We start from the raw sequence: 14448 nt of genomic DNA on the forward strand, positions 1-14448 counted from the left end.
GTAATTGATCGAGTTACCTCTATTTTTATGGAGAAAAGCAAAGTTGTGGTGTTCTGGTTCCGTCGGGACCTTCGGTTGGAAGACAATGCCGGATTATCCCGTGCATTAGCTACAGGGATTCCCGTATGGCCAGTATTTATATTCGATGAGGATATTTTAGGGCGATTGGAAGATAAGTTGGACCGACGTGTAGATTATATCCATCAGGCCCTTGATGGAATAAATAAAAAACTAAAGAAATATGGGGCTACTTTAACGACCTTTCATGGTAGTCCTTTGACAATTTTCAAAACATTGCATCAGCAATACGATATTCAGGAAATCTATTGTAATCGAGATTACGAACCTAAGGCGATTCAACGGGATCGTGTGATATTTGATTTTTTTAAAACAGTAGGGATTCCATTTAAAGCAGTAAAAGATCAGGTTATTTTTGATAAGCATGAGCTGTTGAAAAATGATCGTACACCCTATACCGTTTTTACACCTTATGCAAAAAGATGGCGGGAGAAATTAACGTTAGGAGATTATCAATCCACTGATCAAATAGATGGGCATTTTTTTCAGCAGACCTACGTGCCGATAATTCCTTTGGAAAAAATAGGGTTTAAAAAGACGGATTTGACTTTTGAAACACCACAACTGAATGCAGTGATTATTGATAGCTACGATAAATATCGTGATTATCCCGCCTTAGAGGGGACGACCAACTTGGGGATTGCGCTTCGTTTTGGGACAATTAGTATTCGTCGCTGTGTTGCTTTTGCAATACAGCATAATGAGGTCTGGCTGTCTGAATTGATCTGGCGGGAGTTTTTTATGCAGATCTTATTTCATTTTCCGAATGTGGTCATTGAATCCTTCAAAAAGAAGTATGACGATATCCAGTGGCGTAATAATGAAACTGAGTTTGAACGCTGGTGTCAAGGAAAAACAGGCTATCCCTTGGTTGATGCGGGCATGCGGCAATTGAACAGCACCGGTTATATGCATAATCGCGTACGTATGGTTGCAGCTAGTTTTCTATGCAAACATTTATTGATTGATTGGCGTTGGGGAGAGGCTTATTTTGCACAAAAGCTCAACGATTATGAATTATCTTCGAACAACGGGAATTGGCAATGGGCAGCAGGAAGTGGCTGTGATGCCGCTCCTTATTTTAGGGTGTTTAACCCAATCATTCAGGCCGAAAAATTTGATAAAAAACTAGAATATAGTAGACAATGGATTCCTGAACTTGGGACAGCAGATTATCCCGAACCAATAATAGCACATCCGACAGCCAGAGAACGTGCGCTAAAAACTTATGCAGCAGCATTGAAGTAAACGACGACTTAGTATAGGCCAATCCCACCATACCTTATCGGCCTAGGTGGGATTGGTCTATCTAATAGTAGATTTTTTATTGGTCCAAAAAATCAGCAACAAAGGCGTCGAATGCTTGTGGGTTTTCAGCTTGTACCCAGTGTCCCGCATTTGGTATTGTTTCAAAGCTAACATCTGGAAATTGCTCCTTGATTTTGATTTTATCTTCAGGAAGAATGTAGCGCGATTTTTCGCCTGCTAGAAAAAGGGTAGGGCCGGTATAAATTCCAGCTTTTACGCCTATTGTAATGAAATCTGCATATTTCCGCTGCAGCACATCCAGGTTGAAACGCCAGCCCAGTTTGCGGTCTTCTTTTATATAGACGTTTTTTAACAAAAATTGAATTACTCCTGGATCATTAAGGAAGCTTTCGAGTTTTGTCTGTACATCTTTTCGGTTGTCCATACTATTGATATCAACCGCACAAAGTGCATTAAAGATATCTTCATGATGTGGCGGATAAGCCTTGGGAGCGATATCCGCAATAATCAATTTTTCAACCTGTTCTGGATGCTCAATGGCAAATTGCATGGCAACTTTACCGCCGAGGGAATGGCCCAATAATAAGACTTTTTCTGCTCCGATCGAAGCGATATAGAGGCGCAGATCTTCGACCATCTCCTCCACGGACATGTCTTCACTGTGAAAACTTCGGCCATGATTGCGCAGGTCAAGTAAATGCAGCTGTCTTTTTTCTCCAAAGCTACGTCCAAAAGATCCCCAGTTGTCTGCCATACCAAAAAGGCCATGCAGAACAAGAAGCGGTGTCCCACCGTTTTCCGCGCCGTATATTTTGCTGTGTAGTAATTCTTTCACGATAGTTTTCTCCTTTAAACAAATTGAAATGGCCTTATAAGGGCCTTTTCGATGGCTAAGATAGCTAAAACATCCCTTCTTATCAAAATGGTAGTGTCGATGAGCTATTTGGTAGTGCCTTCCCTGGTTGACAAGCTAATTTTGTAGTAACGAAAACATAATAATAGAAAAACAGATGAATACTACAGCGTTAATTGTCATAGACATTCAAAACGAATATTTTGAAAATGGCGGAATGGAACTCGTAAACCCTATTGTCGCAAGTCTAAATGCAGGAAAAATAATCGGCCATTTTAGAGAAATGAAAGCACCAATTATTCACATTCAGCATATTTCTCCGGAGCCTGCAAAAATGCCATTTTTTGTGGCGGGCACCAGTGCAGCTGATATCCATCCAAACGTTAAACCGCTAGTGGGAGAGAAAGTGATTCAAAAACACTTTCCAAATGGTTTTAGGGAAACCGAACTTTTTGATTATCTGAAAGCCAATCAAATTACTGAACTCGTTGTTGTTGGCATGATGACGCACATGTGCATTGATGCCACGACGCGGGCTGCGGTTGATTTTGGCTTCCCATGCACAGTGATAGGGGATGCCTGTGCGACACGTGACCTGGAAATTAACGGTGTTACGGTAAAAGCTGACGATGTACATCATGCCTTTCTTGCAGCATTGGACTTCTTCTATGCGCGGATTCAGACGACAGAAACCTATCTGGCGCAAAACTAAAAAAGCTGACAGTATATAGCAGCGTTGTTATATACTGTCAGCTTTTTCGTACTATGGGTATCTGGTTCGTGACACCCGTAATAGACCTATTACCGTAATTCCTGGATAAATGCACTGATGGTCTTACCTGTCTGCGCCTTAAAGAAGCGCATCAGGTGGTTAGGCTCGGAAAAATTCAGTTCAAAAGCAATTTCACTGATAGATTTGTCTGAATGTATCAATAACTCCTGCACTTCAAATAATAATCGCTGTTTGAGCAATTGTGTTGCTGTGGTATTGAATTGTGCTTTAACGGCATGATTTAAGGTGATACGACTAATGCCCATCAATGCCGTGTATTCGTTGATCCGTTGTTTCTGTTGAATATGTTGTTCGAGTAACATCCTGAACTGATAAGCAAAATTATTCTCAGGTTTTTGCAGAGAAAGTCCATTCAACCGGGCATATTTTCGATTCAAGGTCTGTAGCAAATAATAGAGCAAAGAACGGATAATATGTGCACTGTCTGGCTGTGTGTAAACAAGCTCCGATTTTATTTCTGCAAGCAGTGTGTAAAATTTAGATAGATGTACATCATCAGCAACTATTTTTACCGTATGGTGCAACTGGTAGAAATACAGCAGTCGGTACGTAAAAAGCTTATCTGCAAAAAACTCATTGAGAAAATCTTCCTGAAAAATCAGTGTGGTGAACTCCAGATGCGTAGGATCCAGTTCCCAGGTATGCTTCTGAAAGGCGGAAATAAATATAATGCTGTTGTCCGTTAATTTGATGATTTCTTGCCCCAGTCGTAAACGTCCCTTAGCTTTTTTGAAAAATAAAATTTCAAAAAAGTCTTTATGATAGGTCTCGCGATGGGTATAGTCCGTTTCCTGTTGATTTAGTACGTTTAATAGAAATTCAACGCCACATTCACCTTTATGGAATTTTATCGTTCTCAATAGCAGTATACTTTATAAGTCAAAAGTACTAATGTTAGCGCTAAATACGGTACTATATGTTCAATCTTGCATCAACATAATTTGCCGATAAGCCTCCTTATGTCTATTTAATAGTTTGGATAAAAATATTTTTTTAAAATAATTAAGAGATTTATGAAAAATGTGATTTTCGTCACTTTTTTATTGAAAGAATTGATTTACCTTTATGTCATAATCAAATAGGCAAAACCTAATGGTGATATTTTTCCCATGTGAATACTGACTTAAAAGTGCTTTACATTTCTTATCCTAAAAAAGAACTATTTGATTGTTATAGGAAAGATTAGATAGCCATATAAAAATATATTATTTGGGGGTTTTCTCGTCAAGAGAGGCCCCTTATATTTTTTATAGCGTCTACAAGTGAAAATATGCCAATACTGATGAAGATAAGTCTTTAGATTTTGTGAAGAGGTCAGTTTAAAAGGAGATTTCTATAAAAGTAATTTATCCCGAAGATTATCGCCTTGGATGATAAAGGAAAATAGATCTTCGGGGATAATTTTTCTAACAGAAAATACCATTTTCTGCTGTTAAAATAATTGGGGTACCATCGGTAATCATAATGGTATGCTCATGTTGCGCCATGTATCCACCTTTGTCACCGACCATCGTCCAACCGTCATTTAATTCCGCTGCATAGGTCGAAGTTGTCGAGATAAAGGTTTCTATAGCAACAATTGAATTTTTTCTAAATCGCCTTTGATCGGATTTGTTTCTATAATTGAGCAGCTCATCTGGCTCTTCGTGTAGACTGCGTCCGATACCATGGCCACCGAGATTCTTGATCACTTTATAGCCTCTCTTTTTAGCCTCTGTTTCCATTAGTTGGCCAATGTCAGCAATTTTAACACCACCACGTATATTTTTTATAGCCTTTTGAAGTATTTCCTTCGAAGCGTCAACCAATTTTTGGTGATGGTGAATATCCTGACCGATCACAAAAGAAGCCCCATTATCAGCCCAAAAGCCATCCAGTTCGGCCGATACATCGATATTGATAAGTTCTCCTTCTTGTAAGAAGCGATCTGTGGATGGAACACCATGACAAAACTCGTTGTCTACACTGATACAGGTCCAACCCGGAAAATTATAGGTCAGCGCTGGTGCAGATTTTGCACCAAATTGTTCTAGTATCTTCGCTCCATATTCATCCAATTCTTTGGTTGACATGCCCACTTTCGCATAGTCGCACATCGCTTTAAGCGTCTGGGCAACCGCCGCACTCGCTTTTTGCATTCCAGTCAATTCGTTCTCGTTGGTAATAGACATTCCGCTTCTCGTATTTGCTTGTTTAATCAGTGATATACAAAGGTCTTAAAAAAAATAGACAATGCGACATCGAAAAAGACTAACGTCGCCCCGGTCTTTCAAAACATACAGCTTTCTTATATTTTTTTCTGTGTTTGAACATTTATGTAGTTATAATGTAATATAAAATAAAAATTGGAACATTCGTTCATCTACTGTTTCTAGATTTAGTTTTTTTTATGAAATTTAGAATAGAAAACCTCTTAATTATAGGGGATGAAAAACAAATTAGACAAGTAAATAAACAGAAGAAAATGGCATTATTAGAAACACTGGAATGGCGTTATGCGACCAAAAAATACGATTCAACAAAAAAAGTTGATCAAACAGACGTGGATAAAATTATCGAAGCAGCTCGCATGGCACCGAGTTCTTCAGGTTTACAACCATTTCGTGTTATATTGATTACCGATCAGCAATTGAAAGAGCAGATTGTGCCAGTTGCCTGGGGGCAGCAAATTGTTGCAGAAAGCTCACATCTTTTGATTTTTGCGGCATGGGATAAATACACAGACGAGCGGATTGATTCAACTTTTGATCATATGAACAATCACCGGGGATTACCATTGGATACAACCGATGAATACAAAAACAGGTTGAAAGAGATGTTTGCTGCGCTTACTGAAGAACAGCAAGCAGCACATGCTGCTAAACAAGCCTATATTTCTTTTGGAATGGCCATTGCTCAAGCAGCAGAACTGAAAGTAGATGCTACACCAATGGAGGGATTTTCTAACGATGAGCTGGATAAATTGTTGGGATTGGATAAAAGAGGCTTAAAAAGTGTTGTTTTGTTACCATTAGGCTATCGCTTAGGTGAGGAGGACTGGTTGTTGAAGCTGAAGAAATTTAGGGTGCCGAAAGACGAGTTTTTGATTCAACTACCGTAAAATAGGGGGTGATATTAGGATAACTATTGTTCTGTTAATAACAGGATTATAAAATTAATAGTGGCCAAAGAGATCTTTTCGGATATACTTTGGCCATTGTTATTATGGATCGGTCCTAAAATGAGTTATCGATTGCGATTAGTACCGCAGGTGTCTGTTATCGATCTTTGAACTGATGGGATATACATCTTTATGGATATCTATACCCACCTGAGACAAGGGTATTCCGGCCATGGTGGTTTCAGCTCCCTGGATATGGATATTTTTTTTATGATCTATGCTGACAGTCGCCCAGATAGGGTCTTGATAGACCAATGTCCGTCTTAGAATGTTATGCTTTTTGTAGAACTCTCCATCAAATGCTTTGCTTTCAAATGTATCACCTGCCCAGTAATAGGAGGCGCTATTGATTTGTACATAGTGAATGCCATTGATCTCATTATGATAGTTGAGATGGTGGTGGCCAGTCAGGACAAGTAAAATCTTATTGAATCCGGCCTCGATATTCAACTGCTCTAACAGATACCTGACTGCCATACCATTTTCTAATCCGCCATTGTCATTGTCCAAGCCTTGATGGCAAAAAATGATCACTTTGTCTTTGGTGCCGCGGATATCTTTTTTTAACCATTCCAGTTGCTGCTGACTGATACTGCGGGGGTAACCTGCAATTTTCTTGCTTTGGCTTTTTTCATTACCATCCAGGATAACAAAATGAAATCCCTGTTTGTCAAATGAATAGTATGGAGCCGGGCTATTCCAGAAATCGTTTACCTGTTTTTTCGTGAATCCACCATCGGTATCATGATTGCCGATGACAAAGTGCCTTTCCCCTGTAAAACCGCTCCAGATATCCATTAATTCTTTATTTTCGGCTTTTGGGACGCAAAAATCTCCCAAGGAAATAATAAAGTCGGGATTTTCACGCTTCATCGCGTCAATAAAGAGTTGGGCCCGTCGTGCACCGTCGTGCATCAGATCATAATGGAGATCCGCGATAACGCCAAATTTAACGTTGTTAGTTTTGAGTACAGTGCTTTTTGTCGAGGTTGTAGGTGCACTTTTAAGGCTCTTGTTGACAAAGAGACCGCCTATGCCTAGACCGCCTAACTGGATGAATTTTTTTCGGTTGATCATAACGAATTGATAATACGGATTTTGTTAAACGCTACTTAGCTGAACTGTCTGACCCTTTTTCAGTCTGATATATTGAAGCTGTTTATCTTTTGGAAGCCGCTTTTTAGTTGAAATATCCTGAAGATCTGTATTTTCAAAAATACGGAAGATACCATCTTGACTAGCGGTTACTTTCAACAGCGTGATTTTGTTGTTGTTCTTTTCAGCGCTCACAATAAATCCACCCATTGTTCTCAGGTTTTTAAAGGATACATTTTTCCAATCCGTAGGGGTGGCCGGAAAAACTTCGATATAATCATTTTTGCTCTGAATTAACAATTCATGAATACCCTGTGCAAAGGCAAAATTTCCCTCTAACGTGAAAGGCCGATAAGTAAAATCAGAATATTGACCACCATTTTGGTCCCCATTGAGGTGGAATGAATTGATGGAACAAAAGTTATGCGCAAACTTCTGTAGGTTTACGACAGCCTGTTGACTTTGTTTCGCCCGCGCATGGAGACAGGCCATCCAGGAGAACGAATATCCGACCCAGGCCCGTGTACCCAATTGTTCTAAATGTGATAACGATTTTTCAATCAACGATTTATCTTGAGTGTTATTGATGTCAAGTATGCCTAAGGGATAAATAGCCATGTAGGGTGACATATGCCGGTGTGAATGTTTCATGCTCAAACCTTCTGCAACGCGGAGACCAGTTTCATCGATGGCAAAATTGGGTAATTCTGCGCCATACCCTGTCCATTCTTTTGCTGCTTCGGCTTTGCCGTTAGCTGTACTGACCTCGGCTGCTATAGCGAATAAATAATGTGCCAGGCTGAGATCAAAATTGGTCCAACTATTAAACCACGCGGCCGTGCTGTTATCATTATATTCTGGACTGCTGCTCAGGGGTAGATAGCGTTTCCCATCTTTGAGATAAGTAATATTTTTTAGGTAGGTCGCTACTGCTATAATATAAGGGTACGCCTGTTCTTTTAAGAAAGTAGGATCCATACTGTACTTCCATTGCCAATAAAAATGTTGGGCTGTCCAGGCACTGACCGTAGGCGAGAGGGAGTATTGAATCCAACCGCCCATAGGATAGCCGTTCAAGGTCAGCACACCCGGGATATTCAATCCGTCGACACCAAAATATTGTTGGGTGTAAGCAAGGTTTTTCGGTCTGATTTTCCATAACCAATCCGTATAACTTTGTGCTTCATTCATTCGGTTGGCTGTATAAGCTGGCCAATAGCTCAGTTGGGTATTCAGATCATTATGAAAGTCGCCTTTCCAAGGTGGTAGTCCACCATTATCTGCTGTCCAGACCGCCTGCAAGGTTATTGCCGGCGCTCCTTGACGTGCTGTGGCCCCTAATTTATAAAGCTCCAGATAGTATTGTTTTTCGAGATCTTTTTCAGGAATGGAAATGTTGGATTTAGACCAATAGCTTGTCCACCATGCGAGATGGCTTCGCTTTGCTTTTTCAAATTGTTCGAGTGATAGCGGTTGTTTCTTGACCTTTTCATCATTACTGATTGTCCAATAGCCGATCAATTTGGTCGATGAGACTTTTTCCCAACATAACATGACCTCAAAAAAGTGATGATCATACGTTTCCTGATGTAATAGCTGCGCATTCCCCATTTTAACAATATTCCCCTGTTTGTAGCCCAATCGGGCTAAACTTTGACCATCGACAACACTTTTTTGCTCATCCGTATTGGTCTTGGTTTCATATTGATGTGGAATAAGCTCAGGGCCAAGGTCGCCAATGTCCTTCGCTGTAATTTCAAAATAACCCATTGGACTGGTTGCATGGATAAAAGAGGTCAGTGTTTTTCCATCATCGAATTTCAGTGTATGTACAGCAGTTTGTATATCCAGTACATTGGATACAACTTTTCCGAACTTAGCTAAGTTAAAGGTCATCGCCGCCGCAGGTAATTTGGTGGGATAGGGGGAACGGTCATAGGGTGAATCGCCCCACTGTTGGGCCGCTTGATAGCTGTTGCTTTTCAATTGCTGCTGTACCCATTTAAAATCATGTTTTTCGATCTCAAAAGCTTTTCGTTCATCCCAAAGATCAGCACGGTCCAAGGATAGCCGGATCGTATTTTCCTTTTTCCAGATCAATGCACCCAATTGACCGTTACCCAAAGGGATGGCCTCATCCCATCGTGTTGCGAGATCCGTAAGATTGAGATTATAAACAGCAGATGGCTGGGCACTAACTAGATGCGCAGCGAAAAATAAGAATATAAGAAAGCCGTATTTCATAATTTATGTGGATGGTTTTACAAATTTAGTAGTCATATCGATTAAATGCTGACACTATTTAGGCTTTTTTATAGCTTATTTTACCCTTGTTGTATCTTATTTTTCGCCTCTTGTATGCTATTTTTCCTTTCATATCTCCAAGAGCAAATCTGATGCTTCCACGCCCTGACCAATTAATAATAGCCCACCTTATCAGCTATCGCTGGAAAGATAGGGTAAATAGGTCGTATGATAGAAACAACAGCAACTTAGCACCAGAATAAAAGTATAAAAAGCAATGCTGACTACGATATCGTAACCAAATTGTTATAGGCAGTAAATGTAGACGTATGGCGCGAATAGGGGTAAAAACGAAGATTGATCCGTGTAAGGGTAATATCGATTATATTTCTGTTAATCTAGTTTTAGTATATCCCATTGTTCTTCTTTAAATTTATAAATCAATATCCAAACTGATGTTGACTAACTTGTAACTATCCAAATTAACTGATACTTGAATAGCTACATAAGAATTATAAATAAACCTAATAACTAATTAATATAGAATAGACCTTATTGCTATGAATAGAAAAATAATGGTGTTAGCATCATTGGCCTTAGTTGTAGCCTGCATTGCAATATTTACATTTCGCAAAGAAGAAACAATAGATTTTAGTGTAGATGTCAAACCGATATTGAATAAACATTGTATTACCTGTCATGGCGGCGTGAAGAAAAATGGCGGGCTTAGTTTTCTGTTCGAAAATGAAGCTTTTGCTAAAGCTGAGTCTGGCAAATCGGCGATTATCCGGGGGGATGCGGAACATAGTGAGTTTATCAAGAGATTGCTATCGGATGATCCCGAATTACGTATGCCTTACAACGCACCCAAACTGAGTGATGATGAGATCGATATTCTAAAAAGGTGGATTGATCAAGGTGCAAAGTGGGGCGAACATTGGGCCTATACTTTACCCAAAGAAGTTGAGGTACCCAAGACCTTTTCTTTTGCAGGATTATTTGGAATAAAACCCAAAGGGGTGAATAATGACATTGATTATTTTGTTCAGGATAAATTAAAGTCCAAAGATCTGACTTTTGCTGATGAAGCCGATCGGGCCACCCTATTAAGAAGACTTTATTTGGATCTCATCGGTATACCGCCCACCTTGGCCGAAACCCGTGCTTTTATCGAAGATGAGCGTGACGACGCGTATTCCCGTAGAGTTGATAGCTTATTAGCCTCCTCCAAATATGGTGAAAAATGGGCTAGTTGGTGGTTGGATATGGCGCGCTATGCAGATACCAAAGGTTATGAAAAAGATGGATCCCGTAGCATTTGGCCTTATCGGGACTGGGTGATTAAAGCACTAAATAAAGATATGCCTTACGACGAGTTTACGGTTGAACAGCTGGCCGGAGACCTCTTGCCTCAGCCAACAAAAGATCAGCTTATTGCGACAGCTTTTCACCGTAACACGATGAATAATGATGAAGGGGGAACTGATAGTGAAGAGTTTCGTATGGCGGCTGTCCTGGACCGTTTAAATACCAGTTATCAGGTATGGTTGAGTACAACATTTGAGTGTGTACAATGCCATAGCCACACCTATGACCCGTTTAAATTTGAAGAATACTATAAATCGCTGGCATTTTTCAATAATACAAGAGATGAAGATACCCAGGGGGATCATCCGAAGTTACGTTTTTACGCTGCGCAGGACGAAAAACGCATCGATAGCATTAAGCATTGGCTGGCAGCAAATGGAAATACAAACTTGGTGAAATCAGCAGACCTGTTTCTGCATACGCTAGAACCCAAGATTCATGCGCATTATAGCGATCAGATTGTGGATGGTGCATTGTATGATACAAAATGGCTTGGTGTACGCAACAGTGGATCGGCACGTCTGAAAGCAATTACGCTGGACGGCAAAAGACAGCTCTTTATGAACTTCTGGACTGATGCCGTCGGCGGGAAAATGGAGGTGCATCTTAATAGCCCCAACGGACCCCTGTTAAGCAATGTAGAGTTGCCGAAAACTTCAGGAAGACAGGTTATTCAGGCAGCGATTGTACCGACAACAGGCGTACATGATCTCTACCTGGTCTTTAAAAATGCAGCAGTTGCAGTTGGTCAGCCAATATGTATGATTGAATGGTTTGCTTTTCGCGAAGATTTTCCTCTTGGGAAACCGATGGAAAATCAGCATCTGCAACGTACCTTTTTGCAGCTCGTCAATCTACAGCCCGAAGGTGTGCCTGTTATGATCGAAAACCCGAAAGATATGCAGCGGAAAACCAATGTATTTATCCGTGGAAATCGTTTGTCTCTCGGCGCGGAAGTACAGCCCATGGTTCCGGAGTCACTAAATGATTTCCCTAAGGGAGCCCCTCGAAATCGTATGGGCTTTGCACAATGGATTGTGAGTAAAGAAAATCCATTGACTGCCCGTACTTTGGTTAACCGCGTCTGGGCGCAGCTCTTTGGTCGGGGACTGGTTGAACCTCTAGGTGATATGGGCACTCAGAGCACACCGCCAATCCATCGTGAATTATTGGATTATCTGGCCCTGGATCTTATGAACGGAAAAAAATGGGGCATGAAGAAGTTGATTCGTGAAATCGTCCTCTCAGGTACATATAGGCAATCTTCGACACTAAATAGTGATAATGTAAAAAAAGATCCACAGAATTATTATCTGGCAAGAGGACCCCGATTCCGACTTTCCGCAGAGCAGATCCGCGATCAGGCTTTGGCTGTCAGTGGCTTGTTAAGCAATAAAATGTATGGCCCTAGTGTCATGCCTTATCAACCGGATGGGGTTTGGATGACTGTATATAGCGGTGAGTCCTGGGTGAAAAGTGAAGGCGAAGATCAGTTCAGACGCGGTGTGTATACTTTCCTAAAACGTACCAGTCCTTACCCTTCCTTTGTCTCCTTTGATGCATCGAGTAGGGAGGTCTGTCTGGTTGATCGTATACGGACAAATACACCATTACAGGCTTTGACGACGCTCAATGATCCTGTATATCTTGAAGCTGCAAAACATTTGGGCGAGATCATGGAGCGGGAAGGCAAAGGAAATACAAAAAATAGTATCGGTGCAGGCTACCGAAGGGCGATGCTCCGGGAGGCTGATCCAAAGAAGATTGCCGATCTCGAACTGCTCTACCAAAAAGCGCTTGCTGAATTTAACAAAACACCAGCCTCAGCAGCGAAATACCTGGGCGGTGATTTGGCAAAAGAGAATAGCAAAAACCTGTCATCCAAAGCCGCTTACATGTTGGTGGCAAATGCCTTATTGAATTTAGATGAATTTTTGACAAAATCATAAGGAATAGACGCAAAGGTAATTGATGTGAGTGAGTGAGTGAGTGAGTGAGTGCGATGGACGGAAGCTTAAAATAATAGATAAACAAAGATAATAGCAGGTTCTTGATAGAATGATACTGTTACAAAAGATTTACTTGAATGAAAGATCTGAATAAACTAATTGAAGAGGCACAGCAATCTGAATTGAAGGCTGTGACAAGAAGACATTTCCTGAAAGATTGCGTCGCTGGTATCGGTAGCATTGCACTTGGAGGCCTATTGGCAAGTTGCGGTGGATGGGATTCATCGAATTCTAAAGGGAGTCTGGATCTCAATGCCCTAAATCCATTGATCCCTAAATCGCCACATTTCCCAGGTAAAGCCAAAAGTGTCATCTATCTACATATGGCAGGAGCCCCTTCACAGCTTGAACTCTTTGATTATAAGCCTGCATTGCAGAAACTGCATAATCAACCCTGTCCACAATCACTTTTGGCAGGTAAGAAGTTCGCCTTTATTCGAGGGGTGCCTAAAATGCTGGGGCCACAGGCTACCTTCAAGCAATATGGTCAAAGTGGCGCTTGGGTATCTGATCATTTACCACATTTCAGTAAGGTAGTTGATGATGTTAGTTTTTTGAAAGCTGTTCATACCGATCAGTTTAATCATGGACCGGCACAGCTGTTTATGCATACCGGGAGTGCCCGTCTGGGACGTCCGAGTATCGGTTCATGGGTGACCTATGGTCTAGGCTCTGAAAATAGCAATTTACCGGGTTTTGTGGTGTTAACTTCTGGTGGTAAAACACCGGATGCAGGAAAAAGTGTCTGGGGAAGTGGATTTCTACCATCAGTTTATCAGGGGGTCCAATGTCGTTCGAAAGGAGATCCCGTCCTGTATATTGCTGACCCTGAAGGGATGGATCGGGATATGAAGCGAAATCTTATTGATGCGATCAATAAGGTGAATAAAACAGAGTATGACACATTTAAAGATCCAGAGACACTGTCCCGGATTGCGCAATATGAAATGGCTTATAAAATGCAGGTTGCTGTACCGGAGGTGATGAATATCAATAATGAACCGGCCTATATCCATGAATTATATGGTACCGAGCCCGGAAAGGAATCTTTTGCAAATAATTGCCTATTGGCACGCAAGCTCGTTGAGCAGGGGGTACGCTTTGTACAATTATTTGATTGGGGCTGGGATAGCCATGGTACCAATGCATCTGACTCGATAGATCTTGGGTTTCGAAATAAATGTCGGGAGATTGATCGCCCGATGACAGCACTGATTTTGGATCTAAAACAGCGTGGTCTACTCGAAGATACACTGGTGGTCTGGGGTGGTGAGTTTGGGCGGACGCCAATGCAGGAAAATCGGGATAATAGTGATATGCCGTTCCTGGGACGCGATCATCATACGGATGCCTATACCATTTGGATGGCGGGCGGAGGGATACGCAATGGCATCAGTTATGGACAAACGGACGATATCGGTTTTACGGGTGTAGAAGGAAGGGCTTCCGTACACGATGTCCATGCAACCATGCTCCATCTCCTTGGCTTTGACCACGAAAAATTTACTTATGAATTTCAGGGCCGACCATTCCGTTTGACGGATGTGGAAGGTGAACTTATACAAGCGATTATTTAACT

10 protein-coding genes are annotated in these 14448 nt (G+C 41.1%); 5 read left to right on the top strand and 5 right to left on the bottom strand.

The features are described 5' to 3' along the window. Positions 1-27 precede the first annotated feature (27 nt). Positions 28-1326 carry a cryptochrome/photolyase family protein gene (locus ACK8HY_RS04285; protein WP_077434989.1) on the top strand — a complete coding sequence of 433 codons (1299 nt, stop codon included), beginning with the start codon at positions 28-30 and terminating at the stop codon, positions 1324-1326. Between the two features lie 76 nt (positions 1327-1402). Here ACK8HY_RS04285 and ACK8HY_RS04290 read toward each other — a convergent pair whose 3' ends face one another. Next, on the bottom strand, positions 1403-2182 hold the full coding sequence (locus tag ACK8HY_RS04290; protein ID WP_217700032.1) for an alpha/beta fold hydrolase: 780 nt from the start codon (positions 2180-2182) through the stop codon (positions 1403-1405). Between the two features lie 175 nt (positions 2183-2357). On the opposite strand from ACK8HY_RS04290, the gene ACK8HY_RS04295 reads away from it, so the two are divergent. After that, on the top strand, positions 2358-2912 hold the full coding sequence (locus ACK8HY_RS04295) for a cysteine hydrolase family protein (protein WP_077434985.1): 555 nt from the start codon (positions 2358-2360) through the stop codon (positions 2910-2912). A gap of 89 nt (positions 2913-3001) precedes the next feature. On the opposite strand, the gene ACK8HY_RS04300 is transcribed toward ACK8HY_RS04295, so the two are convergent. Beyond that, the gene (locus ACK8HY_RS04300) at positions 3002-3853 is read right to left on the bottom strand and encodes a helix-turn-helix domain-containing protein (protein ID WP_077434983.1); all 852 of its coding nucleotides are present in this window, start codon (positions 3851-3853) and stop codon (positions 3002-3004) included. Between the two features lie 546 nt (positions 3854-4399). Continuing rightward, positions 4400-5164 (bottom strand): type I methionyl aminopeptidase, encoded by a 765-nt coding sequence (gene map, locus ACK8HY_RS04305; protein ID WP_416132884.1) that lies wholly within the window; start codon positions 5162-5164, stop codon positions 4400-4402. 293 nt (positions 5165-5457) lie between these two features. Here map and ACK8HY_RS04310 point away from each other — a divergent pair, with 293 nt between their 5' ends. Next, positions 5458-6093 carry a nitroreductase family protein gene (locus ACK8HY_RS04310; RefSeq protein ID WP_077435917.1) on the top strand — a complete coding sequence of 212 codons (636 nt, stop codon included), beginning with the start codon at positions 5458-5460 and terminating at the stop codon, positions 6091-6093. A 138-nt stretch (positions 6094-6231) separates the two neighbouring features. Here ACK8HY_RS04310 and ACK8HY_RS04315 read toward each other — a convergent pair whose 3' ends face one another. Together ACK8HY_RS04315 and ACK8HY_RS04320 are read right to left on the bottom strand one after the other, a co-directional pair. Next, positions 6232-7230, bottom strand: coding sequence for a metallophosphoesterase family protein (locus tag ACK8HY_RS04315; protein ID WP_077434979.1), 999 nt, complete (start codon positions 7228-7230; stop codon positions 6232-6234). 24 nt (positions 7231-7254) lie between these two features. Continuing rightward, positions 7255-9492 carry a glycosyl hydrolase family 95 catalytic domain-containing protein gene (locus tag ACK8HY_RS04320; protein WP_416132885.1) on the bottom strand — a complete coding sequence of 746 codons (2238 nt, stop codon included), beginning with the start codon at positions 9490-9492 and terminating at the stop codon, positions 7255-7257. A 560-nt stretch (positions 9493-10052) separates the two neighbouring features. On the opposite strand from ACK8HY_RS04320, the gene ACK8HY_RS04325 reads away from it, so the two are divergent. Together ACK8HY_RS04325 and ACK8HY_RS04330 are read left to right on the top strand one after the other, a co-directional pair. Next, entirely contained in the window at positions 10053-12809 is a 2757-nt protein-coding gene (locus tag ACK8HY_RS04325; protein WP_077434977.1) for a DUF1553 domain-containing protein, read from the top strand. A gap of 137 nt (positions 12810-12946) precedes the next feature. After that, a complete protein-coding gene (locus tag ACK8HY_RS04330) occupies positions 12947-14446 on the top strand; it encodes a DUF1501 domain-containing protein (RefSeq protein WP_077434975.1) in 1500 nt (499 codons plus the stop codon). Positions 14447-14448: the final 2 nt, after the last annotated feature.

Origin of the sequence: Sphingobacterium sp. NGMCC 1.201703, assembly GCF_047784615.1 — a bacterium.
Classification (GTDB): domain Bacteria; phylum Bacteroidota; class Bacteroidia; order Sphingobacteriales; family Sphingobacteriaceae; genus Sphingobacterium.

Bases quoted from the DNA above. Each gene is read 5' to 3' on its own strand.
- ACK8HY_RS04285 (WP_077434989.1), top strand. From the start codon at position 28: ATGGAGAAAAGCAAAGTTGTGGTGTTCTGGTTCCGTCGGGACCTTCGG.
- ACK8HY_RS04295 (WP_077434985.1), top strand. From the start codon at position 2,358: ATGAATACTACAGCGTTAATTGTCATAGACATTCAAAACGAATATTTT.
- map (WP_416132884.1), bottom strand. From the start codon at position 5,164: ATGTCTATTACCAACGAGAACGAATTGACTGGAATGCAAAAAGCGAGT.
- ACK8HY_RS04310 (WP_077435917.1), top strand. From the start codon at position 5,458: ATGGCATTATTAGAAACACTGGAATGGCGTTATGCGACCAAAAAATAC.
- ACK8HY_RS04315 (WP_077434979.1), bottom strand. From the start codon at position 7,230: ATGATCAACCGAAAAAAATTCATCCAGTTAGGCGGTCTAGGCATAGGC.
- ACK8HY_RS04320 (WP_416132885.1), bottom strand. From the start codon at position 9,492: ATGAAATACGGCTTTCTTATATTCTTATTTTTCGCTGCGCATCTAGTT.
- ACK8HY_RS04325 (WP_077434977.1), top strand. From the start codon at position 10,053: ATGAATAGAAAAATAATGGTGTTAGCATCATTGGCCTTAGTTGTAGCC.
- ACK8HY_RS04330 (WP_077434975.1), top strand. From the start codon at position 12,947: ATGAAAGATCTGAATAAACTAATTGAAGAGGCACAGCAATCTGAATTG.